Origin of the sequence: Qipengyuania soli (assembly GCF_015529805.1) — a bacterium.
In the GTDB taxonomy this organism is placed as follows: Bacteria; Pseudomonadota; Alphaproteobacteria; order Sphingomonadales; family Sphingomonadaceae; genus Qipengyuania; species Qipengyuania soli.
Genome location: NZ_CP064654.1, coordinates 2,533,066 through 2,555,180, shown reverse-complemented (window position 1 = coordinate 2,555,180; position 22,115 = coordinate 2,533,066). Strand labels below are relative to the sequence as shown.

General features: G+C 64.2%; 23 protein-coding genes. 8 read left to right on the top strand and 15 right to left on the bottom strand.

The genetic code is table 11. The features are described from left to right. Nucleotides 1–23 precede the first annotated feature (23 nt). Together IRL76_RS14605 and IRL76_RS12740 are read right to left on the bottom strand one after the other, a co-directional pair. The gene (locus tag IRL76_RS14605; protein ID WP_246449782.1) at nt 24–875 is read right to left on the bottom strand and encodes a glycine zipper 2TM domain-containing protein; all 852 of its coding nucleotides are present in this window, start codon (nt 873–875) and stop codon (nt 24–26) included. A gap of 122 nt (nt 876–997) precedes the next feature. Further along, nucleotides 998–1,480, bottom strand: coding sequence for a GAF domain-containing protein (locus tag IRL76_RS12740; RefSeq protein WP_200981695.1), 483 nt, complete (start codon nt 1,478–1,480; stop codon nt 998–1,000). Between the two features lie 83 nt (nt 1,481–1,563). Between IRL76_RS12740 and IRL76_RS12735 the strand changes: the two genes are divergently transcribed. After that, complete coding sequence (locus IRL76_RS12735; protein ID WP_200981694.1) at nt 1,564–3,015, top strand: PQQ-dependent sugar dehydrogenase; 1,452 nt, start codon at nt 1,564–1,566, stop codon at nt 3,013–3,015. Between the two features lie 18 nt (nt 3,016–3,033). Here the strand turns inward: IRL76_RS12735 and IRL76_RS12730 are convergent, their stop codons facing one another. Beyond that, entirely contained in the window at nt 3,034–4,773 is a 1,740-nt protein-coding gene (locus IRL76_RS12730; RefSeq protein ID WP_200981693.1) for an acyl-CoA dehydrogenase family protein, read from the bottom strand. A gap of 48 nt (nt 4,774–4,821) precedes the next feature. On the opposite strand from IRL76_RS12730, the gene IRL76_RS12725 reads away from it, so the two are divergent. Beyond that, complete coding sequence (locus IRL76_RS12725) at nt 4,822–5,748, top strand: L-threonylcarbamoyladenylate synthase (protein WP_200981692.1); 927 nt, start codon at nt 4,822–4,824, stop codon at nt 5,746–5,748. On the opposite strand, the gene IRL76_RS12720 is transcribed toward IRL76_RS12725, so the two are convergent. From IRL76_RS12720 to IRL76_RS12695, 6 genes are all read right to left on the bottom strand, one after another. Then, on the bottom strand, nt 5,745–6,074 hold the full coding sequence (locus tag IRL76_RS12720) for a hypothetical protein (protein ID WP_200981691.1): 330 nt from the start codon (nt 6,072–6,074) through the stop codon (nt 5,745–5,747). The two genes, IRL76_RS12725 and IRL76_RS12720, sit on opposite strands and share 4 nt — an antisense overlap. A gap of 54 nt (nt 6,075–6,128) precedes the next feature. Continuing rightward, nucleotides 6,129–6,947 carry a head GIN domain-containing protein gene (locus IRL76_RS12715; RefSeq protein ID WP_200981690.1) on the bottom strand — a complete coding sequence of 273 codons (819 nt, stop codon included), beginning with the start codon at nt 6,945–6,947 and terminating at the stop codon, nt 6,129–6,131. A 134-nt stretch (nt 6,948–7,081) separates the two neighbouring features. Next, nucleotides 7,082–7,615 carry a CarD family transcriptional regulator gene (locus tag IRL76_RS12710; protein WP_200981689.1) on the bottom strand — a complete coding sequence of 178 codons (534 nt, stop codon included), beginning with the start codon at nt 7,613–7,615 and terminating at the stop codon, nt 7,082–7,084. Between the two features lie 257 nt (nt 7,616–7,872). Next, complete coding sequence (gene fdxA, locus IRL76_RS12705; protein WP_200981688.1) at nt 7,873–8,211, bottom strand: ferredoxin FdxA; 339 nt, start codon at nt 8,209–8,211, stop codon at nt 7,873–7,875. Nucleotides 8,212–8,262: 51 nt separating this feature from the next. After that, entirely contained in the window at nt 8,263–8,520 is a 258-nt protein-coding gene (locus IRL76_RS12700) for an RNA-binding S4 domain-containing protein (RefSeq protein ID WP_200981687.1), read from the bottom strand. A 9-nt stretch (nt 8,521–8,529) separates the two neighbouring features. Further along, a complete protein-coding gene (locus IRL76_RS12695; RefSeq protein WP_200981686.1) occupies nt 8,530–11,058 on the bottom strand; it encodes a helicase-related protein in 2,529 nt (842 codons plus the stop codon). A 165-nt stretch (nt 11,059–11,223) separates the two neighbouring features. Here IRL76_RS12695 and IRL76_RS12690 point away from each other — a divergent pair, with 165 nt between their 5' ends. The 6 genes from IRL76_RS12690 to IRL76_RS12665 are packed head-to-tail and all read left to right on the top strand — an operon-like array spanning nt 11,224 to nt 15,817. Then, the gene (locus IRL76_RS12690) at nt 11,224–12,834 is read left to right on the top strand and encodes a M23 family metallopeptidase (RefSeq protein ID WP_246449779.1); all 1,611 of its coding nucleotides are present in this window, start codon (nt 11,224–11,226) and stop codon (nt 12,832–12,834) included. 49 nt (nt 12,835–12,883) lie between these two features. Next, nucleotides 12,884–13,882, top strand: coding sequence for a porphobilinogen synthase (gene hemB, locus IRL76_RS12685; RefSeq protein ID WP_200981684.1), 999 nt, complete (start codon nt 12,884–12,886; stop codon nt 13,880–13,882). A 5-nt stretch (nt 13,883–13,887) separates the two neighbouring features. Further along, the gene (locus tag IRL76_RS12680; RefSeq protein ID WP_200981683.1) at nt 13,888–14,436 is read left to right on the top strand and encodes a GNAT family N-acetyltransferase; all 549 of its coding nucleotides are present in this window, start codon (nt 13,888–13,890) and stop codon (nt 14,434–14,436) included. Continuing rightward, a complete protein-coding gene (locus tag IRL76_RS12675; protein ID WP_200981682.1) occupies nt 14,429–14,986 on the top strand; it encodes a GNAT family N-acetyltransferase in 558 nt (185 codons plus the stop codon). Before IRL76_RS12680 ends, IRL76_RS12675 begins: the two co-directional genes overlap by 8 nt. After that, nucleotides 14,983–15,555 carry a gamma carbonic anhydrase family protein gene (locus IRL76_RS12670; protein ID WP_200981681.1) on the top strand — a complete coding sequence of 191 codons (573 nt, stop codon included), beginning with the start codon at nt 14,983–14,985 and terminating at the stop codon, nt 15,553–15,555. Before IRL76_RS12675 ends, IRL76_RS12670 begins: the two co-directional genes overlap by 4 nt. After that, nucleotides 15,536–15,817, top strand: coding sequence for a DUF167 domain-containing protein (locus IRL76_RS12665; RefSeq protein WP_200981680.1), 282 nt, complete (start codon nt 15,536–15,538; stop codon nt 15,815–15,817). Before IRL76_RS12670 ends, IRL76_RS12665 begins: the two co-directional genes overlap by 20 nt. On the opposite strand, the gene IRL76_RS12660 is transcribed toward IRL76_RS12665, so the two are convergent. From IRL76_RS12660 to IRL76_RS12635, 6 genes are read right to left on the bottom strand one after another with little or no spacing between them, the layout of a single operon-like run. Then, complete coding sequence (locus IRL76_RS12660; protein ID WP_200981679.1) at nt 15,814–16,329, bottom strand: DUF1993 domain-containing protein; 516 nt, start codon at nt 16,327–16,329, stop codon at nt 15,814–15,816. The two genes, IRL76_RS12665 and IRL76_RS12660, sit on opposite strands and share 4 nt — an antisense overlap. A gap of 27 nt (nt 16,330–16,356) precedes the next feature. Next, nucleotides 16,357–17,043, bottom strand: a complete 687-nt coding sequence (locus IRL76_RS12655; RefSeq protein WP_200981678.1) for a YoaK family protein — start codon at nt 17,041–17,043, stop codon at nt 16,357–16,359. A 10-nt stretch (nt 17,044–17,053) separates the two neighbouring features. Beyond that, a complete protein-coding gene (locus IRL76_RS12650; RefSeq protein ID WP_200981677.1) occupies nt 17,054–18,646 on the bottom strand; it encodes a cisplatin damage response ATP-dependent DNA ligase in 1,593 nt (530 codons plus the stop codon). A gap of 2 nt (nt 18,647–18,648) precedes the next feature. Further along, nucleotides 18,649–19,653, bottom strand: coding sequence for a ligase-associated DNA damage response exonuclease (locus IRL76_RS12645; RefSeq protein WP_200981676.1), 1,005 nt, complete (start codon nt 19,651–19,653; stop codon nt 18,649–18,651). Between the two features lie 42 nt (nt 19,654–19,695). Further along, nucleotides 19,696–21,192, bottom strand: coding sequence for an ABC transporter permease (locus IRL76_RS12640; protein WP_200981675.1), 1,497 nt, complete (start codon nt 21,190–21,192; stop codon nt 19,696–19,698). Further along, entirely contained in the window at nt 21,189–22,106 is a 918-nt protein-coding gene (locus tag IRL76_RS12635) for an ABC transporter ATP-binding protein (RefSeq protein WP_200981674.1), read from the bottom strand. Before IRL76_RS12635 ends, IRL76_RS12640 begins: the two co-directional genes overlap by 4 nt. Between the last annotated feature and the right edge of the window lie 9 nt (nt 22,107–22,115).

Here is a 22,115-nt window from a genome sequence, read left to right as displayed (position 1 = left end):
AAGTTGCGTGGCGCAACTTCGGCCTATCGCTCGAACGGGGTGCCGTCAGCGTAGATGGCACGCTGGGGCACCATGACGGTGACCGGGACAAGCATGTATTCACCGGAGGCGGAGGTATGGCCGTGGAAGCCCCCGGTGCGGGCACTCTCCATGTAACCGTCAAGATAGGCTTCGCACTGCCCCGATCGATCCTCGCCCTCGCCGGCGACTGTGCGATCGTCGACCGCGTCGCCGATTGCAGCGCCTGCAAGCGCTCCAATCCCTGCGCCAAGGAGCGTGCCGGTCGCACGATGACCGTGCCCGGCGACCCGATTCCCGATAAGGCCCCCTGCAGCAGCGCCGATCAGTGCGCCCGCCACTTCGCCATTGCCGTCCTCTTCGTAGTAGGTGACCGGGGCGATGCGGCGGCGACATTCGGCAAGCCAGGCGTCACTGTCGAAATGGACGATCCGCCCGCCCGGGGGCACCATGGGAGCCGAACCCTCGTAAACGTAGGAATATGTCCGAGAAGCTCGCGGATCTCCTTCGCGGTAGATCACGCGAGACGCGCTCCCCGGCGCAGGCGGCTGCGCGTAAACCGCCGGATAGGCGTAGAGTATCCTCGGTGCCGTATGGCCAACAGGATTCACCACGTTGGGCTCGGGAGTGGAATCGACCGCGACGACCTCCAATTCCTCGTCCGGATCAATGGAAGGAATCGACTGGATCACCTCCCGCTCGCGGAATACCACAGGTGCCGGGTCGGCGTTCGGCTGGCCTTCCTGTGCGTAGGTGTACTCTCCGGTCTCATACGAGATGGCCTCCTGCGCGGAGGCAGCGCCTCCAGCTAGCGCGATCGGGGCGGAACACAGGGCAAGGGTGCGCAGCGCAGACATTCAGTTCTCCCTGCCGCGACTCCGGGCGAGGAGCGGGCTGATCATGGTTTCCGCATTTCTAACACGCGTGGGAAGTTGCGCCAAAAGCGGCGCCTTCCGTGTGCCAATTCGGGAAAACGAGACTAAATGCGGGTTGCGATGACGGACGCAAGACGTTCGATCCCGGCTTGGTCCTCGAGATCGAAACGAGCCGGAATGGGGCTGTCGAGGTCGATCACGGCCGTGACCTTCCCGTCGCGCAGGACAGGGACGACCAGTTCGGAATTGGTCACGGCGTCGCAGGCGATGTGCCCGGGGAATGCGTGGACGTCCTCGACCAGCTGGGACTCTCCAGTTGCTGCCGCTGCGCCGCACACACCAGAGCCCATCGCGATGCGGATGCAAGCAGGACGCCCGATGAAGGGCCCGAGAACCAGTTCGCCCTCGACTACCCGGTAGAAGCCCGCCCAGTTGAGGTCAGGCAGGAAGTCCCACAGCAGCGCGGCGATGTTGGCCATGTTTGCCACGGCGTCGCGCTCTCCCGACGTCAAAGCGTCCGCCGCATCGACGAGCTGGCGATAGGCTTCGGGCTTGGGACAGTCGTCCGCAGGGCGAAAATCGAACATGGCGGTGATCTAGTGTGCAGGGCCCCACGGGCAAGTGGCAATCGTCATTGCCGTGAAAAGCGTGCTCGCCTATCCCGCAAGGCATGAGCATTCTCAAGAAGCTGGGCATCGCCCTTCTCGTCCTGCTGCTGGTCCTGGCGGTGGCGTTCTGGTTCATTTCGCGAGGCGATACCGCGACTGTCCCGTGGGACGAGGTCGTCGGCGCAGACCCCAAGCTCGAGGAGCCCGCGGCCGAGACGTTTCCGACCGTGGCCATCGCCGAGCCGGTCGGCTGGAAGGCCGACGAAGTTCCCGCGGCCGCCGAAGGCTTGGCCGTTACGCGCTTCGCCGATGGCCTCGAGCATCCGCGCACGCTGCAGGCACTTCCTAATGGCGACATTCTCGTGTCCCTCACCCGTGCTCCCGAGAGCAAGGGCGGAGGTTTGCAAGCCTGGATCGCCGACCTGCTGATGAGTCGCGCAGGCGCCACCGGAAAGTCGCCCAACAAGGTCGTCCTGCTTCGCGATGCGGACGGCAATGGGAGCGCAGAGGTGAGGCAGGTGCTCCTCGAAGGCCTTAATTCGCCTTCGGGTCTCGCATGGGCCAATGACACGCTCTACGTGGCCAACAATGACGCCGTGATGGCCTATCCTTACAAGCTCGGTGACGCGAAAGTCTCTGGGCCTGCGCGCAAGGTCATCGACCTCGCGAGCGGCGGCGGTCACTGGATGCGCAACCTCGCCATCAACGAAGATGGCTCGAAACTCTACGCAGCAGTCGGCTCGGACACGAACATTGCCGACAAGGGCATGGAAGCCGAGGAGGGCCGCGCCCTCATCTGGGAAATCGACACGGCAACCGGCAGGCAGCGCATCTTCGGCGCAGGACTCCGCAATGCCAACGGCCTCGATTTCAGTCCCTGGTCGGGCGAGTTGTGGACCACGGTCAATGAACGCGACATGCTCGGCAGCGACCTGGTGCCCGACTACCTGACCAATGTCCCTGTCGGGGCGCACTACGGCTGGCCGTGGGTTTACTGGGGCGACAATTTCGATCGTCGGGTCAAATATCCGATCCCGGCATTCATCAATTATGTTCGAAAGCCCGAATACGCCCTTGGTCCGCACGTTGCGGCATTGGGCTTCGTGTTCAGTCGGGAGGGCGCGAAAATGGGCGACAAGTTCGCCAGTGGCGCTTTCATCGCCCGCCATGGCTCGTGGAACCGCAAGCCTCCTTCTGGTTACGACGTTGTCTATGTCGCCTTCGACGAGCGCGGCAATCCAACAGGCAAGCCGGTACCGGTGCTGACAGGCTTTCTGACCGGTGACGGCACGACGCGCGGACGCCCGACCTGGGTTGAATGGGCCGGAGACGGTGCGCTGCTGGTCAGCGACGATACGGCGGGCATCATCTGGCGCGTCGTGGCGCCGGGCGCCGAGGCCCAGAAGGGGATCGCGCGCGTGAGCGGAAACCGCCTGCCTGCCCGGCGCGAGCTGCGCGGGCAGGAGGCGACCTTCGGCAAGGACGATTACGCGCGCACTGTCACGGCCGAGTAAGTCGCGCGGCGCGACTTCTCAGCCGAGGAGCTGTTCGGTGCTGATCTCGTAGAGGCCTGAACCACCAGCCATAGCGCCTGCCCTGAGGCCGATCGCCTCTGGCACGATGCGGTCGAGGAAGAAGCGCACGCTGGCCTTTTTGGCGGTGGCGAGCGCGGGCGCCGCTCCGGCTTCGATCGCGCGAAGTTGCAGAGCCAACTGCCAACCGGCCGTTGCTACCGCCAGCATGGTGCAGAAGGGCACCGAGCCGGCAAGCCGGTCGTCGAGGCTCGCCTCACTGCGCATCCACTCGGCGATGGTTGCGCATTCGCCGGCAAGGGCGTGCAGTGCCGGTTCCTTCGCGGCCCCCGAGGCGATGTCTGCAATCAGCGCCATCATGGCCTGGCCATCTTCCATGCCCAGTTTGCGCGTTACGAGATCGGCCGCCTGGATACCGTTGGTGCCTTCGTAGATCGGCGCAATGCGCGAATCGCGCCAGTGCTGGGCGGCGCCGGTTTCTTCGATGAAGCCCATACCGCCATGGATCTGCACGCCGAGGCTTGCGACCTCGATGCCGGCATCTGTGCCCCATGCCTTGATCAGCGGTGTCAGAACCTCGCCCCGAGCGGCCGCTTCGGCGTTGCCCAGCGTACCGCGGTCGACCTGCCCTGCAGTGTAGTAGAGCAGGGCGCGGGCGCCCTCGGTAAGCGCCTTCATACGCAGCAGCATGCGGCGCACGTCGGGATGCTCGATAATCGCCACCGGAGCTCGATCAGGCGAACCGGCCCGGGCCGACTGGACGCGGTCGCGCGCGTATTCCAGCGCTTGCTGCGTCGCGCGCTCGCCGATCTGCACGCCCTGGTTGCCGACATTGATGCGGGCATTGTTCATCATCGTGAACATGGCCGCCAGGCCGCGGTTGGGAGCGCCGACCAGTTCGCCGATGCAATCGTCATTGTCGCCATAGCTCATGACGCATGTGGGCGAGGCGTTGATGCCGAGCTTGTGCTCGATGCTGACGCAGCGCAGGTCGTTCCTGGAGCCCAGCGAACCGTCAGCTTTCACGTGATACTTGGGCACGATGAAGAGCGAGATTCCGCGGGTCCCCTCGGGTGCATCGGGCAATCGTGCGAGGACGAGGTGGATGATGTTCCCCGAAAGCTCGTGCTCGCCCCAGGTGATGTAGATTTTCTGACCCTTGATCCGATACTTGCCCGCATGTTCGCCGTCCTCGATCGGCACTGCGGTCGAACGGAGCGCGCCGACATCGGAGCCGGCTTGCGGCTCGGTCAGGTTCATCGTTCCCGACCATTCGCCGCTGACGAGCTTCGGCAGGTATTTGTCCTGAAGCTCTTTGGATCCGTGGTGCTCCAGCGCCTCGATCGCGCCGACGCTGAGCATCGGCAGCAGGTTGAACGCCATGTTTGCCGTTCCGAGGTTTTCAAGCACGTTGCACGAGAGCGTGAAGGGCAGGCCCTGGCCCCCGAACTCGGTCGGCCCCGAAATCGCGTTCCAGCCCTGCTCGACATAGGCATGGTAGCCTTGCGCAAATCCGTCCGGCAGGCGGACAACGCCGTTTTCGAGCTTGGCGCCTTCGAGATCACCCTGCCGGTTGAGCGGCGCCCATTCCCCGGCGGCGAACTGGCCGATGCCTTCGACGATTGCCTCGACCATGTCAGGCTCTGCGGCGGCAAACTTCTCGCTCTGCGCAAGCTCCTCGATTCCGGCATTCACGCGGATGGCGAGCAGCTGGTCCTGGGTGGCGGCGGTGTAGGGCACGTCGGCATTCCTCTTGGCTTTGTCGCCCTGCAGATATAGCGCGCGGGCATGGTCGGCAAATACGCTACGGAAACGATACTGGCGGACGCGGAGGGAATCGCGCGTGCGGCGCAAATCCTGCGTGACGGCGGGCTTGTCGCCGTGCCGACCGAGACGGTCTACGGCCTTGCCGCCCGCGCCGACAGTGACGAGGCGGTGGCGCGGATTTACGAAGCGAAAGGGCGACCGAGCTTCAATCCGTTGATCGTACATGTTCACTCGGTCGAACAGGCAGCACGACTGGCAGTCATCGACCAAACCGCCCGTGCCTTGATGGACCGCTACTGGCCAGGGCCCCTGACACTTGTGCTTCCCCGGCTGCCAGAAGCGCAAATCGCAGCTGCCGTGAGTGCAGGGCTCGATACTGTTGCACTTCGCATGCCCGATCATCCGGTCATGCAGGCGCTGCTTTCGGAACTGGATCTTCCGATCGCCGCTCCGTCTGCGAATCGGAGCGGGTTCATCAGCCCGACCACTCCAGAGCATGTCCGAGTATCGCTGGACGGGCGCATCGATGCGCTGATCGAGGCGGGCGCCTGCCTTGCGGGAGTCGAATCGACCATTGTCGCGGTGCGCGCGGACGGGACTATTGAAGTTCTGCGGCCGGGACCTCTCGACTTTGGCGAATCCAGCAACGGGACGGGGATCGAGGCCCCCGGTCAGCTCGCGAGCCATTATGCTCCGGGCAAGCCTGTACGCCTGAACGCCACGGAAGTTGCGCCAGACGACTTTATGATCGGTTTTGGAGATGTCGGCGGGGACTGCTCACTTTCCGAGAGCGGCGATGTCACCGAAGCGGCGTCCCGCCTCTATGCCTGCCTTCACGAAGGAGCGCTGTCGGACAAGAAGCAGATCGCCGTCGCGCCCGTCCCCGAGACCGGGATCGGTATCGCGATCAACGACCGACTGCGCCGCGCCGCAACGCCGCCGGACTAGTCTTCCGGTTCGACCGGGATTGTCGGGATGATCTGCTGCATTTCGGCATAAGTACGCGTGGCGTCGTCGCACGCGCCGCGATTGCCTTCCTGGCAATCGTCTAATTGCCTTTCATATTGGCGCTGCAGCTTGCCGAGCCGCTCCTCGCGCCGCCGAATCTCGCGGCCCCGCTTCTCATCGGCTTCGGACTGGCTGGTGGTCGCAAGGTCCACGCCCTTGCTCGCGATCCTCACTGGCGCCGTCGCGACGTCGAGAGCGGTCTTGGCCAGGCACCCCTGAAGGGCGAGGCTGGCAAGAGGTAGAATCAGGAGGGCTAGGCGACGCATGCGAATACCTTTCGCCGCCTCGCCTAGCCCTTGAATGTTTAGCCTTCGATGAACTTAGCCCTTGGGGGGCTTGGGAGCCTTCGGTGCCTTGGGCGCCTCGGGCGCTTCCGGTGCAGGCGCAGCTTCCTCACTGCTCTTGGCGGGCTTGCAATTGAGCTTGCCCGAGCCGACCGCGCTCACGGTGCAGTTTGCGCGACCAAGGACGGTCACGCGACCCGAACCCACGATCGAGGCATCGACCTTGCCATCGGACGAGAATTCCGCCTCGCCCGATCCGGCAACCGATATGTCGGCCTTTTCGACCTTCAGCCCGGCCATTCTGGCGCGGCCCGATCCGGCAATGGTCATGTCGAGATTGTCGACTGCGCCTGCTGCCTCGAAGTCGCCCGATCCGGCGATGGTCATGTCGAATTTCTCGGCAGTGAGATCGGCAACCTTGGCGCGGCCCGAACCGGCAATGGTGACTTCGGCCTTGTTGGTCATCTTCTCGACGTCGATGTCGCCGGATCCGGCGACCACCAGGCCATTGAGCTCGGGCAGGGTGACGGTGACGGTGGCCGAGCCCTTGTCCTTCCAGCTGTTCTTCTCGCGCGAGATGGCGAGCGTACCGTCGTCGATCGAGAAGCGCAGCGCGTCGACCGCGTCGGCATCGCCGGACACGTCGATGTCGAGCTTGTCGCCGTCGCGCACGACAACCTTGTCCGGGCCGGCGACCACGAGTTCCTTGGGCGCGGGACCGCTCATGTCGAGTTCGGCCAGCGGGACCGCGTCGCTATCGCCGATCTGGATGTTCACGCCATCGCAACCGGAAACCATTGCCGCTCCTGCGAGAGCGGCCAGCGGCGCGAGGCCCTTGAGTATCTTGTGGATCATAGCGGAATTCTTCCCTTCGTTTCCGACTGTCCGTATTGCCGATATAATACGGTGAGAGAGCGAGGGCAAGGCAAGCGAAAGGGGCCGCCCCTTGCGGAGCGGCCCCTCGTCGAGTTCCGAATGTCGCCTGTCGATCAGGCGTCTTCGGTGTTGTCGTAATACTGTGGCGCGTGTTCGCGCAGGACCTCGAGGATCTTTTCGAGTGCGGTTGGCTCGTCGGTCTTCTCCATCGCCGCGAGTTCGCGGGCGAGTCGGCTCGAGGCCGCTTCGAAGATCTGGCGCTCCGAATAGCTCTGCTCCGGCTGGTCGTCGGGGCGGAACAGGTCGCGGGTCACCTCGGCAATCAGCACGATTTCGCCCGAATTGATCTTGGCCTCGTATTCCTGGGCGCGGCGCGACCACATGGTGCGCTTCACCTTGGGCTTGCCCTTGAGGGTTTCCATCGCTTCCTTGAGCGTCTTGTCGCTCGACAGCTTGCGCATGCCGATCGATTCGACCTTGTTGGTCGGAACGCGGAGCGTCATGCGCTCCTTCTCGAAACGCAGGACATAGAGTTCGAGCTGCATACCGGCGATTTCCTCGCTCTGGAGCTCGATCACACGGCCGACACCGTGCTTGGGATAAACAACATAATCGCCGACATCGAAGGCATTCGCCTGGCTAGCCATGCATTCCATCCTTTCGTCAGGGCAGGTCCTGTTGGGGGCCGCAGCGTCACGAAGAGGTCGGGCCGCGCCCCGTATCAGGGTGCGCGGGTGAACTCCTTGGATGGCGTTACGGGGTGGCCTGCCCTTTCAGTCTTAACACCTGACCGGGAGCAAACCGGTGCAGTTGTTGCATTATATAGCACACTCGCAACAAAATTGCGAATCGCAATTGAATGCTGGCTTCCGGGGGATGGAATCGCGCCGGGCGGCGCGCGGGATCAGTCGCCTTCGCCGGGTTCGGCGGAGAAGTACTTGTCGTACTTGTCTTCTTCGCCCTTGTGCTCGTCGGCGTCGGCCGGCGGTTCCTTGCTCTGCGTAATGTTCGGCCACTCGGCGGAGAACTTCGTGTTGAGCTCGAGCCACTTCTCGAGACCGTCCTCGGTATCCGGGAGAATCGCTTCGGCCGGGCACTCGGGCTCGCACACGCCGCAGTCGATGCACTCGCTGGGGTTGATGACGAGCATGTTCTCGCCCTCGTAGAAACAGTCGACCGGGCAGACCTCGACGCAGTCGGTGTACTTGCACTTGATGCAGGCGTCGGTGACGACATAGGTCATGGGTAGTCTGGTCCCTTGAAGTGTTTCCCTGAAAACCGCTGCTAGGGCCGATTATCCTTTGGGGTCAAGCTCCCGATAGCATGCCTGTGCTTCACGCGGCGGTCCGCGACGTTCGGGAAGCTCGAGAATCTCGACAAGGCGCACCAGATTGCCCAGCGGAATCGTCAGTACATCGCCCACGCGTACTTCGTGCGAGCCACGCACGACACGCTCTCCGTTCCGGCGGATATAACCCTGCTCGACCAGCTTTTGCGCCGCGCTGCGCGTTCGCACGAAGCGCAAATGGCAGAGCAGGCGGTCGATCCGCATCCGGGCCCCTTACCGCATGAGATCGGCAAGGGCGGCAAAGGCGCTTCCCTCGCGGGGTGCGGCGGGAGCCTGGCGTTCCTGCTTGCGCCGTGCGGGGCGCCATTCCCAAAGGTCGGGTCGCGCAGGGCCGAAAGCGCCTTCGGGGAGCTTGCGGGCATGCTGTACACGGAACCCCGCGCTGCCGAGCAGGCGGACGGCGTTTTTCTCCTCGAGTCCGATCGAGATTGGAAGCGAGAGGTCGAGAACGAACTTGCGGCGGCGATCCTTGGCCTGGGCCTTGGCGCGGACCTCGTGCGCCGCGCGCAGGATTTTCTCCGCCAGGTCCACCCGGATCGCCTGATCGCCCGCCGGACGGTAACCACTTGGCAGACGCTTCCCGCCGGCAATGACCGGCAACATGCCGTCCTGCAGGGGGCGGCGATCAATCCCGAGCGAGGCGAGCAGCTGGCGCGGCGCAGGCTTGAGCAGGGCTGGCGCGAAGATGTCGAGGGCACCGAATGTCACGCCGATCTTGCGCAGGAAGGGGCGCATTTCCTTGGGCAGATGTTCGATGCCCGCGCGTTCGCGAGAGACGAAGCCGTGTCCGGCTATGATGTTGAGCAACAGCGCGCGTGCCTGGGATCCGGCCTCCGGGTCGCGCGCCGCGGCGTGCAACTTCTCCAGCGCTTCGAGGGGGGCAAGGCGCGCGGCAACAAGGGCCTGCAGCGCTGCCAGCAAGGTGGTTCGTGCCGCTTCCGGAAGCGCCGAGACTTCGCGGGTCGGTTGCAGGATCGGCGTCACGGTGCCGTCGCGGAATTCCAGGCGGGCCAGTTCCTCGCCTCTCCAACGCAAGGCACCGCGTGCGATCTCGACATCAGCCATATCGGACGCCGCAAGTGCCTTGGCCTGCTCGCCCAGAATGCGCGGGAGCGACTTTTCCGCCGCGGCCAGCAGCATCCGGCGATCTTCGTGCCGCGCACCCGAATCGACGACGAAGCGGAACCCCTCGACCTTGCCGAGATGCTCGCCATCGACGGTCACGCTGCCGTCCTCACCCAGTTCGATAGGCAACATGCCGGCGTCTTCACCCAGCGACTTCATCAGGATTGCCGTCCTCCGGTTCACGAATCTTTCGGTCAGCCGCGCATGGAGCGCATCCGACAGTTTTGCCTCCACCGCTCTCGAGCGCGACGCCATTTCGTCACGCGCCAGCACCCAGTCGGGCCGCTGGCAGATGTAGGCCCAGCTGCGAATCGCGGCGATCCGCCCCTGCAGCGTATCGATGTCGCCCGCCATGTTGTCGAGTTCGGAGATGCGCGCAGCGACGTAATCCGCACCGAGATAGCCTTCCGAAAGATCCTGCCAAAGACGCGCGACAAAGCGGGCGTGGACATCCGGGCCTCGCTGGCGGAAGTCGGGCAGCGAGCAGGCTTCCCAGAACCGCCTGACCATCCCCGGAGTACGCACGTTTGCCGAGACCGGTTCTTCGGCAAGCCGCTTCACCGTCGCAAGATCAATTGCCTCCGGCGCCAGGCGAAGGACGGGATCCAGGGGCGGTGCCTCGAGATCGGCGATGAGGGTCGCAAGATTGTCGTAGCGCGGTTCGGGCTCGCGCCAGAAGAGATGGGTCAGGGGCGCGAAGCGGTGTTCCTCGATCGCGTAAATCTCTTCTTCGGTGAATTCGGGGGCAGGGCCGCGTTGTCCGGCAAGGGTGCCGAAGGTTCCGTCGCGCTGGTGACGGCCGGCACGACCGGCAATCTGCGCCATTTCTGCGGGCAGCAGGCGGCGCTGGCGCACGCCGTCGAACTTCGTGAGGCCGGCAAAGGCGACGTGGTTCACATCGAGGTTGAGACCCATGCCGATGGCATCGGTGGCGACGATGTAATCGACCTCGCCCGACTGGAAGAGCGCGACCTGCTTGTTCCTGGTCTCGGGACTCAGCGCGCCCATGACCACGGCCGCGCCGCCGCGGAAGCGCCGCAGCATCTCCGCCACCGCATAAACCTGGTCTGCGCTGAAGGCGACGATCGCGCTCCGCGGAGGCAGGCGCGAGAGCTTGCGCGGTCCGATGTGGGTGAGGGTCGAAAAGCGAGGGCGATCGGAAATCTCGGCTTCGGGGACCAGCTCGCGCACCAGCGGCGCCACGGTTGCCGAGCCCAGCAGCATGGTTTCTTCGCGACCCCGCGTATTCAGAAGGCGGTCGGTGAAGATGTGTCCACGCTCGCGGTCGGCGGCGAGTTGCGCTTCGTCCAGGGCGACGAAGGCCGCGTTCGCACCGTCCCGCGGCATCGCCTCGACCGTGCAACACAGGTAGCGCGCATTCTTCGGTTCGATCCGTTCTTCGCCGGTGATGAGGGCAACCTGCGCGTCGCCCTTGATTGCGCGGACGCGGTCATAGACTTCACGCGCCAGCAATCGCAGCGGGAAGCCCATGCAACCGCTCGAATGGCCGCACATGCGTTCGATCGCCAGATGCGTCTTGCCGGTATTGGTGGGTCCGAGAACCGCCTTGATCGCGCTGTCCTGCACCAAGCCTAAGTGGCAGCGGCGGTTGGGCATCGCAACCACCGGGCGCAGATCATCCTCGATTCACCGCAATACGGACTCGGGTGGACGCATGTTAATCGCACCTTTACTTTGTTTCGTCAGGAAATGCGGGCAACAGATCCGCAAGGGTCAGGTCCTACCGTTCACGCCGGTTGGACCTTGGACGGAGGGTCAGGCGTGTATTGGTCCCACGGGGACGATAGCGAGAAAGATGCCCAGGCATCGCTCGGCGGCTTGAACGGGCCGGCCGTTGCGCTCGCGCACGACCAGATCGTTGCCGCTCCCGGCATTCCCAGGTTTTCATGGGCCGAACTGCGCGACAATCTGTCGTCGCGTATCGGCACGCTGGACATGGCGCCCGATCTCGGTGCGGAAATCGGCAGCAAGCGCTGGTTCCGGGGCCTTGGCACGCTGGTCGGCCTTTCCGCCTTCGCGCTCAGCTTCTGGCCGAGTTTCGAACCGCTGGAGGCCGCACCGGCAGTCGACCTCAACGATGCCGTGCGCGATGAATACCGCAGCCAGATGATCATGCCGCTTGCCCTCGGTGGCGACAGCGGGCGCCACATGGGCGCAACTTCGCTCGTCGCACCGCTGGCCGAGGCACCCGAACGGCCGAGGATCGAGCTGGTAGCCACACTGGCCCGCGGCGACGGATTCGAAACCATGCTCCGTCGCGCCGGGATGGGCTCTTCGGACACCCAATCGGTCACCGACATGGTCAGCCGCGCCATCGCTCTGGCGGAAATCCAGCCCGGCACGCAGGTCGACATCGTCCTTGGCCGCCGCCCCTCGCCGGGCGAGCCGCGCCCGCTCGAGAAACTCGCCTTCCGCGCCCGGTTCGATCTCGAACTTTCGGTGGCACGCCTCGACGAAGGCGGCGATCTCTCGCTGATCAAGAAGCCGATCCGCGTCGACGAAACCCCGTTGCGCATTCGCGGAACCGTGGGTGACAGCCTCTATCGCTCCGCCCGCGCTGCAGGCGCTCCGGCGAGTGCGGTGCAGAGCTATCTCAAGACGCTGAGCCAGCAGATCAATCTCGATCGCGATATCCGCGCGGGCGACACCTTCGATTTCATCATCGCCCATCGTCGCGCAGCGACTGGCGAGCGTCAGGCGGGCCAGCTGCTCTATGCAGGCATCGATCGCGGCGACAAGTCGCGCGTGCAGCTGATGCGCTGGGGCAAGGACGGCCAGTTCTACGAGGCTTCCGGCGTGGGCGAGCAGCGTGGCGGACTCATGGCCCCCGTGCCGGGCCGCACTTCTTCGCGGTTCGGCATGCGACGCCACCCGATCCTCGGCTATACCCGCATGCACTCGGGCCTCGACTACAAGGCCAGCTACGGCACACCCATCGTCGCCGTCACCGACGGTCGCGTGCTGTCGGCCGGTCGCGCTGGCGGCTGCGGCAATGCAGTCAAGCTGCGCCACGAAGGCGGAATCGACACACGATACTGCCATATGAGTCGCATGGCAGTGGATCGCGGCCAGTCAGTGCGCCGGGGGCAGGTAATCGGCTACGTGGGCTCCACTGGCCTATCCACCGGTGCGCATCTCCACTACGAGATGTATCGTAATGGCCGCGCGGTCGATCCGGCTTCGGTCAAGTATGTCACCCGCGCACAGCTGAGCGGCGCGGAGCTGCTGCGCTTCCGCGAAACTCTTTCGACCCTCAAGAAGGTCGAACCGGGAGCTGCACTCGGCGATCTTCAGCCAACACCCAACGAGGTCGTGGCAGAAGAACCGCTACGCGAGATCGACCGCATCGAGACGCCCAAGAAACTGCGCTGACGCATCTGCTGCGATTGCGCAGCGCCGCGCCTTCCGGCAGACGGTGCGCATGACAAGTGCATCCTATCCTGCGACCCGCCTGCGCCGCACCCGTGCCACGGCCTGGAGCCGCGCCATGCATCGCGAGACGCTGCTCACCCCGGCAGACCTGATCTGGCCGCTGTTCGTGACCGATGGCGCGGGCGTCGAAGAGCCTATCGCAAGCCTGCCGGGGGTTTCGCGCTGGTCCGTGGATGGCATCGCAAAGCGTGCGAAGGAAGCGCTCGATCTGGGCATTCCCTGCGTCGCCTTGTTTCCGAACACCCAACCGGACCGTCGCAGCGACGACGGGGCGGAGGCGCTCAATCCCGACAACCTCATGTGCCGGGCAATCAAGGCGGTTCGCGATGCCTGTGGCAGCGATGTCGGCATCCTGACCGATGTCGCGCTCGACCCCTATACCAGCCACGGTCAGGACGGCTTGCTCGACGATAGGGGATACGTCGTAAACGACGACACGGTTGCGGTGCTGGTCGACCAGGCAGTCAACCAGGCCAATGCGGGCGCCGATATCATCGCCCCATCGGACATGATGGATGGCCGCGTCCGCGCCATCCGCATGGCGCTGGAGATGAATGATCATCCCAACGTCCAGATAATGGCCTATTCGGCGAAGTACGCCTCGGCCTTCTATGGCCCGTTCCGTGACGCCGTGGGGTCTGGCGGACTGCTCAAGGGTGACAAGAAAAGCTACCAGATGGACCCGGCCAATGGCGACGAGGCCATGCGCGAAATCGCCATGGACATTTCGGAGGGCGCAGACAGCGTCATGGTCAAACCGGGCCTCGCTTATCTCGACATCATCTGGCGCGCCAAGGAACGCTTTGGCGTACCGGTCTTCGCCTACCAGGTCAGCGGCGAGTATGCGCTGATCGAAGCGGGCGCTGCGGCAGGCGTCGCCGATCGTGATGCGCTGCTGATGGAAAAGCTTCTCGGCTTCAAGCGCGCCGGCTGTTCCGGCGTGCTCACCTATCATGCGCCCGTGGCTGCGCGCCTGCTGAACGGCTGACGGCGATGGGCAACTTCCGGCACGAGACCGAGCGGCTGGTCCTGCGCGACTGGCGCGACGAGGATTGGGACCTTTTCTGGGGCGCGACCAACACGCCCGAAGTCATGCGCTGGCTAGGCGGCGTTTGCGACGAGGACAAGCGCCTTGCCGCACAGGGACGCCTGCTTTCCTACGAGCGCGATCACGGCCACACCTTCTGGTGCATCGAACGCAAGGAAGATGGTGCGATCCTAGGTTTTTGCGGCCTCAAGCGCTCCAATCAGGCAGGCGGACCGATGGGCCTGATGGAAGTGGGCTGGCGCCTGCGCGAGGATGCCTGGGGCAAGGGTTATGCGAAGGAGGCTGCAAGCGCCTCGCTCGATCTGGCTTTCGACCGGTTCGGGGCCGACGAGGTCGTTGCCTTCACCGTGAACAAGAACGTCCCGAGCTGGGGACTGATGAAGCGCCTCGGCATGCGTCGGCGCGAAGATCTCGATTTCGATAGTGCCGATTTCGATGACGAGGATCCGACCATCATCGTCTACTCGATCGCACGGGAGGACTGGCATGGCTGATATCATCGCTGAAACCGAGCGCCTGATCCTGCGCACCATCGACGAGGGCGACGCGGTGGAACAGGACCGCCTGCTCAACACGCCTGCCGTGATGGAGCGGCTGGGCGGCGTGAAGGAACTGCACGAAATCGAAGCCAAGCACGCCAAGTCGCGTGCACTCTATGCGCAGGAAGGCTTCAGCTTCCTGTTCATGATCGAGAAGGCGACCGGCGAAATGGTCGGTCATTGCGGGATCAAACGGGTCGACAATCCGCTGGCGAGCAATCTCGGGGACCACGAGGTTGGCTGGCTGGTGCGCGAGGACCGCTGGCGCCGGGGCTACGCCGAGGAAGCGATGCGTGCAGTGCTCGACTGGGCTTTCGGGCGCGTCGATGCCCCGCATGTCGTGGCGCTCACCAGCGATCTCAACGTCGCCAGCTGGAAGCTGATGGAAAAGCTCGGCATGGTCCGGCGCAAGGATCTCGATTTCGACGATCCCGCCTATCCGCCCGAGGATCGCACGACGATTCTCTATTCGATTACCAAGGAACAGTGGGAGAGCGCCCGATGAGCGTGCATCGCCCCGGGGTGAACATCGTCCCGATCCACGGCCATACGCCACAAATCCACGAGACCGCCTTCATCGCGCCGGGCTGCACCATCATCGGCAATGTCACGATCGGCGCCGGCAGCTCGGTCTGGTACAATTGCGTGCTGCGCGCCGATGTCAGCCGTATCGTCATCGGCGAGCGCTCGAACATCCAGGACGGCACCGTGGTCCACTGCGATCCCGAGCGCCCGGGTGATCCCGACGGCTCACCCTGCATCATCGGTGACGACGTTCTGGTTGGCCATATGGCGATGATACACGGCTGCAGGATCGAGGATCGGGGCTTCGTCGGGCTCGGCGCGATCGCTATGAACAAGGCGGTGATCGGCTCCGACGCGATGCTGGCGGCAGGCGCCATGCTGACGGAGGGCAAGGTCATGGGCCCGCGAGAATTGTGGGGCGGGCGCCCGGCGCGCCTGATGCGCGAACTGAACGATGCCGCGATCATGGGGATGCGCATGGGCGTCGCGCATTATGCCGAGAATGCGAAGCACCACGCCGCGGCAGTCGATGAAGCGCTCAAGAGCTGAGCTTCCCGACCCCGCCGCCCTTCGTGCCTTGATCGATGCCGAAGGCCGGCTTGCCATCCGCGCCACTCCCGGCGCACGGGGCGAGGCGATCACGGTCGAGGACGGCAAGGTTTCTGTCAAAGTCCGCGCCAAACCACAGGACGGAGCCGCGAACGAGGCGGTCGTTCGACTCGTCGCCCAGGCACTCGATCTTGCACCGTCCAGGGTCGAGTTGTTGCGCGGCGCAACTTCGCGCGAGAAGCTGCTGGGAATTGCGCTTTAGGTGTTTGCGGGTGTCTTCAGGTACTTCATCATGAAGGGCACGTAGTCGGCCTTGCCGATCGCGAGGCCTTCCTTCCGCAGGATCGCATAGGCGGTCATCAGGTGGAAGTAGAACTGGGGCATCGCCCAGTCGCGGATGTACTCGTGCGCCTGCATGGAGAAGACCATGCCGTTGGGCAGGTCGAACTCGACAGTGGCATCGGAAGCAGGCCAGCCGGAGGCGTCGGTGTCGGCGACAAGTTCCTGCGCCTTGGCGATCCTTGCGTGCGCGTCGGCGTAATCAACGATGTCGCTGTCGTCGGACTCCAGGCCCAACTCGCCCAGGCGGTCCAGCGCGACAATCACCTGACCGACAGTGAAGCGGATTTGCGTGTGAAGGGGATACATGTCCTCCGCAAGGCGGGCTTCCAGCAGGTCGGTACCCTTCTCGTGCTCGTTCGCCTTGCGGACCAGGTGGTCAAGCGTTCCAAGCATGTTGGCGTAAGTGGCGAGCGCGGCAGTGGCGTAAGACATGGTTCTCTCCCCTCAGGTCCCTGCCAGCTAGGGTTGCGCCGCTTCCATATCAATGGGTCCGGTGCGTTCGATCAGCCACGACGAACTGAAAAGCAGCACGGCGAGAGCGCAAAGGAGCGGCGGCGCAATGACCGGATTGCGGGCATAGACCCATCCGCCTCCACAAGCGCCGAGTGCAAGGGCAAGCCACAGCAGGCCGTAACCCCGCATGCCCTGCGCCGACCGGCCGGTCAGCCGCGCGGCGACCCCTTGCCCGAAGCGCACGAGCGCGCCTGTCATATAGGTGACGCCGACAGTCACTTCGCCATCCTTGGAAAAGACATTGTTCGCGAGGCCCATCGCGCAAGCTGCCGGCAGGAGAAAGCCGAAGGTGGAACCAAGTGAATGCGCAAGGGCCCCCGTGCCGAGCAGCGCTGACACGCCCAGCAGAAGGGTGCGCTTTCGGTATGTGGGCCAGCGTCCGTCAACAATCGCGCCCACGACGACTCCGAAAACGAAACTGCCGATGATCGCCAGCGGAAGCAGGATCGCACCCGCAGTCGTGGCGAGGTCCACGCCCAGTCGCGTCGTGTTGCCCGACATAAAGGAGGCGAAATAGCCGCCGGTCGCGAGGAAGCCAGTGGCATCGACTGCCCCTGCGAGGAAGGCGAGGCCGATGGCCAGCTTCTGGCGGGCGGGGTCGTATCGATGCACGAGCTGCAGCTTGCCGTGCATTGGCGCGAAATCAATCCCTGATCAGCGCTCTCAGTGCCTCGATCCGGTCAGCTTCGTGCGGCGGTTTGTCCCAGCGAATCCGGTGAATGCGCGGGAAGCGCATGGCGAGACCCGATTTGTGGCGCCTGGATTCATGGACACTGTCGAACGCGACCTCGAACACCAGGCTCTTGTCGGTCTCCCGCACCGGACCGAAACGGTTGACGGTGTTCTGGCGCACATGGCGATCGAGCTTCTTGAGTTCCTCGTCAGTGAAACCGGAATAGGCCTTGCCGACGGGCAGCAGTTCCGCGCCCCGGTCGGGGTCGCCATCCCAGCAACCGAAGGTGTAATCGGAGTAGAAGCTCGAACGCTTGCCGCTGCCGCGCTGGGCATACATCAGCACGCAATCGACCAGCAGAGGGTCGCGTTTCCACTTGTACCAATATCCGACCCGGCGCCCGGCGATGTAGGGGCTGTCCTTGCGCTTGAGCATCAGCCCTTCGATCGCGTCGTCACGCGCGGTCTCGCGGATGGCGGCAAGGTGCTCGAAGTCGCGGGCCTCGACGACCTGGCTCAGGTCGAAGTGGCTTTCGGGCAGGCGCCTCATCAGCGTCTCGAGCCGCGCACGTCGCTCGATCCACGGCCTCTCGCGCAGATCCTCGCCCTCGATGATGAGCGCATCATAGAGCCGGACAAAGGCCGGGTAGTCGGCGAGCATCTTCTTGCTGACGGTCTTGCGTCCGAGCCGTTGCTGGAGTGCGTTGAAACTCGCCGCACCCCCTTCCTCGCCCCCCTGATGCGCGCCACGCACGAGCAGTTCTCCGTCGAGGACCGCTGAAAAGGGGAGGACATCGAGCAATTCGGGGAAGGTTGCCGAAATGTCGTCTCCGCTGCGCGAATAGATCCGGGTCTCGTCACCTGCGCGTACGAGTTGGACGCGGATCCCGTCCCATTTCCACTCGGCGGCGTAGTCGGCGAGATCTACTACCGTCTCCTCGAGCGGATGGGCGAGCATGAAGGGGCGGAAGGTCGGCAGGTTTTCGGTATCGGGCGGTGCCTCGCCATGCGCGGCCCAGGCAAATAGCTCGGCATAGGGAGGGGTAAGACCGTGCCAGTATTCCTCGACTTCCTCGACCGTGACATCGAAGGCTTGCGCGAAGGCGGTCTTGGCAAGTCGGCTCGAGACGCCGATGCGCATGCCGCCGGTCGCGAGTTTAAGCAGCGCATAGCGCCCGGAAGGATCGAGCCGGTCCAGCAGTTTGGGCAACTCGGCCTGCACGGACTTGCGATTCATGGCGTCAAGCATGTTTACCGCCTCGCTAACCGTAGGCGGACTGGGCGCGGCATCGGGAGCGGGCCAGAGAAGGCTCGCGGTCTCGGCCGTGTCCCCAACGAAATCGCGGCTCAGCGTCCACAGCACGGGGTCGATGCGCTCCATCAGCGTGGTGCGGATGGTCGAACTTTTCACTGCGGGGAAATCGAGGCCATCGCTCAGCGCCGCGAGAGCCCAACCGCGATCGGGATCGGGTGTCGCTCGCAGATACTCCGCAATCAGCATGAGCTTCTCGTTGCGGCTGCGCGTGTAGACCAGCGCGTCGACCAGGGCGGCGAATTCCTCCACTCCTAGTCGTCCTCGTCCTCGTAGCCGACGAGCGCCAGCGCACGGGCGCGCCGCTGGTGGAGCTGGCACCAGCGCAGCAGCGCATCCTCGCGCCCATGGGTAATCCAGTTCTCTTCGGCTCCTACCTCCTTGATGGTCCGCGTGAGCTCGCCCCAATCCGCGTGGTCGGAGATAACCAGCGGCAATTCGACATTCCTTTGCCGGGCGCGCTGGCGAACGCGCATCCAGCCGCTTGCCATGGCGGTGATCGGATCGGGCAGACGACGGCTCCAGCGATCGTTCAGCGCGCTGGGCGGGCAGATCACGACCGCACCGCGCATGTCGTCCTTCGAATAATCGGAGACGAGCCGCAATTCGCCGAGATCTACGCCGTGCTCCTCGTAAAGCCGGCACATCTTCTCTAGCGCGCCGTGCAGGTAGATCGGCTCGCGGTGTCCCGCGCGGCGCAGTTCGGCGATGACCCGCTGCGCCTTGCCCAGCGCGTAGGCACCCACCAGCACGCAGCGATCGGGATGCGCGGACAGGCGATCGAGCAGCTTCGCCATCTCCTCCTCGATCGGGGGATGAGTGAAGAGCGGCAGACCGAACGTCGCCTCGGTTATAAAGATGTCGCAGGGCGTAACCTGGAAGGGTGGGCAGGTCGGATCGGGTCGTCGCTTGTAGTCGCCGGTGATCACCACCCTCTCGCCTGCGTGCTCGAGAAGGATCTGTGCGCTGCCCAGGACGTGACCTGCGGGGATGTATGTCGCGTCGACACCGCCGCGCAGACGGATCGTCTCGCCATAGGCGACGGGCATGGCCCCATCGGAAGTTGCGTAGCGCAACTTCATGATCGCCAGCGTCTCCGGAGTAGCGACTGTCTGACCGTGTCCGCCGCGGGCATGGTCGGCATGGCCATGCGTCACCAGCGCCATGTCCACCGGGCGGCTGGGATCGATCCAGCAATCTGCGGGGACGACATGGATGCCGTGCGGCTCGGGTCTTATCCAGGAGAAGGGCGCGGCCATTCCCGATTCAAGCAGGGAGGCGGGCAAGTGTTCCCGGCAACCTCATTCCCTTGCGGGTTTGAGGCGCTCCACCAGCTGTCGCAAACCGGGTTTCTGCCCTGTGGCCAGCAGGCTCGCCCGGAACAGGCGGCCGAGGAAAACCAGTTCGAGGATGACGAAGGCGGCGAGGAAAGCGCCGGTCGCCAGCACCACCCAGACCTCGATCCCCATGCCCAGTCGCGCGAGGACCGCGAAGGGTGTCCATAGCGGCACCCAGGTGAGCACCTGGATGAACAGCCCTTCCTTTCCGGCAACGACCGAGTTGATCAGGAAGGTGATTGGCAGGAGGATGAGCAGCATGACCGGCATGAGATAGCCCTGTGCCTCGCTCATGGAATCCGCCAGCGCGCCGATGGCGACGAAGATGATCGAGATGGCGACGTAGCCGAGGATGAAGAAGTAGATCATCGTCACGATGTTGAATGGCGAAGTCAGCGGTTCGAGCGCAGGACGGATCATGTCGGCAATCGCACCCTGTGTGGCAAAGGCAGCGACTGCGGCGCAAATGACCCAGACACCGATCATCGAGAGGCCGACGGCCAGCGAACCGAGCAGCTTGCCGTACATCAACTCGTCGGGGCGGATGCATGCGAGCAGGCTTTCGATCAGCTTGTTCGACCTCTCCTCGACCGAGCCCTGCAGCATCCAGCTGCCAGACATCAGCAGGCTGAGCATCAGGATGTAGGCTGCGGCGAGAGGAAGGATGGAGCGGATCAACACCGCTTCCTTGGCACCTCCGCCGGGAGGTGGCGCGGTGACTGCGATCGCGGGCCGCGCATCCTGGATCACGCGTGCCTCGTCGCGCGCGACGCCGCGCGATTGCAGCAGGCCGAGCCGCAACTCTCCGGTCAGCACGTCCTGAATAGTTTGGACGAAGTCGGAATCGGGCTGTTCGCTCGACCATAGGCGCACATTCGGGTCGCGTGGGAATTCGGAGCCGACCAGCACCACATAGTCGGCACCGATATCCTTGTTTTCCTTGTTCTGCCGGAAGAGGTCGTCAACCCCGTCCTGTAGCGCGTCGTCACCTGCCTGGGTCAGTCGCTCGTCGGCCCGGGCAACGACATAGGCCGGGGCGTGGCTCTTGAACTCCGGCGTGTCCTTTCCCCGGATCGCGTCAATTCGCGTGATTGCTGCATCAACGCCACCTTCCTTGCGGAATGCCAGAACATCTGTGTCCGAGAACCAGCGATCGCTTTTCGCCCACTTCGCATCGGGGATTTTCCCCTCGATCCTGTGCTTTTGGACATACCGCGCGAGGTCGCGCATCATGTGACGATCGGCCTCCATGCCGAAGCGGGCGGCGATCGCATCGCTCACCGTTCCTCCCGCCCGGTCGATGACGACCACGCGCTGGGATTCCGGCTCGTCGAGGCCGCGTGCGAAGAGGGGGCCAATAGCAAGCGCCGCGGGCAGGAGCAGCAGGGTCAGCCAGAAGCTTTTCATTGCCACGATCTGGCGGAACTCGCGCTTGGCGACGAGGAGGACGTTGTCCATCATTGCTTTACTCCCGCATCGCCGACCAGTTCGACGAACACCTCATGCAACGAGGCGCGATGTTCCTCGAACCTTCTGACCCCGATCCCGTTTGCGGTGCAGTGTTCGAGGATCGTTTCCGATGAAGTGCCGGGCTGCAATTGCAGCTCGTAATGTGTCCAGCCTTCACCGGCTTCATCACTGGCGGTGGCCCCGATGACCCCGGTTACGTTGGCGATGTCTGGCCGGGCCACCACGGCGATGCGGGTCGGGAGAAGTGCGCGCGCTTCGTCGAGGGTTCCTTCGAACCGCTTCTTGCCCTTGCGCAGCAGCAGTAGCCGGTCGCAAAGCCGTTCGGCGTGCTGCATGACGTGGGTCGAGAAGATTACTGCAGCACCGCGGCGCGAGGCGCGCAGGATCTCTTCTTCGAGCAATCCCTGGTTGACCGGGTCGAGGCCGGAGAAGGGCTCGTCGAGCATGAGCAGTTCGGGCTCGTTGACCAGCGAGCAGGCCAGCTGGACCTTCTGGGCCATTCCCTTCGACATGTCGCCGATCTTGCTCCTGGCGCGCTCGCCGAGATCGAAACGATCGAGCAGCGCCATGCCACGCTCGCGCGCGAGCTTCGCATCCATTTCCTTGAGGCGGCCGAAATAGACGATCGTGTCGATCGCGGTCATGTGGCTGTAGAGTCCACGCTCTTCCGGCAGGAAGCCGATGGCCGCCGAGTTCCGACGGTCGGGTGAGGTTCCCAGCACCTCGATCCGGCCGGATGTGGGGCGGATAATGTCGAGCACCATGCGCAGGGTAGTGGTCTTGCCCGCGCCATTGCCGCCCAGAAAGCCGAAGATCTCGCCGGGTTCGACCGCGAAGGTGAGATCGTCCACCGCCAGCACGCCATCGAACCGCTTGGTGAGGTTTTCCACCCGCAAAACAGTCATTCAAGTGCC

What these genes read in the sequence shown, in the direction of transcription:
- IRL76_RS12700 (WP_200981687.1), bottom strand. Translation starts at nt 8,520, where the DNA reads ATGCGGATCGACCGCCTGCTCTGCCATTTGCGCTTCGTGCGAACGCGC.
- IRL76_RS12665 (WP_200981680.1), top strand. Translation starts at nt 15,536, where the DNA reads ATGAAGCGCTCAAGAGCTGAGCTTCCCGACCCCGCCGCCCTTCGTGCC.
- IRL76_RS12715 (WP_200981690.1), bottom strand. Translation starts at nt 6,947, where the DNA reads ATGATCCACAAGATACTCAAGGGCCTCGCGCCGCTGGCCGCTCTCGCA.
- IRL76_RS12660 (WP_200981679.1), bottom strand. Translation starts at nt 16,329, where the DNA reads ATGTCTTACGCCACTGCCGCGCTCGCCACTTACGCCAACATGCTTGGA.
- IRL76_RS12740 (WP_200981695.1), bottom strand. Translation starts at nt 1,480, where the DNA reads ATGTTCGATTTTCGCCCTGCGGACGACTGTCCCAAGCCCGAAGCCTAT.
- IRL76_RS12635 (WP_200981674.1), bottom strand. Translation starts at nt 22,106, where the DNA reads ATGACTGTTTTGCGGGTGGAAAACCTCACCAAGCGGTTCGATGGCGTG.
- IRL76_RS12735 (WP_200981694.1), top strand. Translation starts at nt 1,564, where the DNA reads ATGAGCATTCTCAAGAAGCTGGGCATCGCCCTTCTCGTCCTGCTGCTG.
- IRL76_RS12640 (WP_200981675.1), bottom strand. Translation starts at nt 21,192, where the DNA reads ATGATGGACAACGTCCTCCTCGTCGCCAAGCGCGAGTTCCGCCAGATC.
- IRL76_RS12675 (WP_200981682.1), top strand. Translation starts at nt 14,429, where the DNA reads ATGGCTGATATCATCGCTGAAACCGAGCGCCTGATCCTGCGCACCATC.
- IRL76_RS12655 (WP_200981678.1), bottom strand. Translation starts at nt 17,043, where the DNA reads ATGCACGGCAAGCTGCAGCTCGTGCATCGATACGACCCCGCCCGCCAG.
- IRL76_RS12725 (WP_200981692.1), top strand. Translation starts at nt 4,822, where the DNA reads ATGGTCGGCAAATACGCTACGGAAACGATACTGGCGGACGCGGAGGGA.
- IRL76_RS12645 (WP_200981676.1), bottom strand. Translation starts at nt 19,653, where the DNA reads ATGGCCGCGCCCTTCTCCTGGATAAGACCCGAGCCGCACGGCATCCAT.
- IRL76_RS14605 (WP_246449782.1), bottom strand. Translation starts at nt 875, where the DNA reads ATGTCTGCGCTGCGCACCCTTGCCCTGTGTTCCGCCCCGATCGCGCTA.
- IRL76_RS12710 (WP_200981689.1), bottom strand. Translation starts at nt 7,615, where the DNA reads ATGGCTAGCCAGGCGAATGCCTTCGATGTCGGCGATTATGTTGTTTAT.
- IRL76_RS12720 (WP_200981691.1), bottom strand. Translation starts at nt 6,074, where the DNA reads ATGCGTCGCCTAGCCCTCCTGATTCTACCTCTTGCCAGCCTCGCCCTT.
- hemB (WP_200981684.1), top strand. Translation starts at nt 12,884, where the DNA reads ATGACAAGTGCATCCTATCCTGCGACCCGCCTGCGCCGCACCCGTGCC.
- IRL76_RS12695 (WP_200981686.1), bottom strand. Translation starts at nt 11,058, where the DNA reads ATGCCCAACCGCCGCTGCCACTTAGGCTTGGTGCAGGACAGCGCGATC.
- IRL76_RS12680 (WP_200981683.1), top strand. Translation starts at nt 13,888, where the DNA reads ATGGGCAACTTCCGGCACGAGACCGAGCGGCTGGTCCTGCGCGACTGG.
- fdxA (WP_200981688.1), bottom strand. Translation starts at nt 8,211, where the DNA reads ATGACCTATGTCGTCACCGACGCCTGCATCAAGTGCAAGTACACCGAC.
- IRL76_RS12670 (WP_200981681.1), top strand. Translation starts at nt 14,983, where the DNA reads ATGAGCGTGCATCGCCCCGGGGTGAACATCGTCCCGATCCACGGCCAT.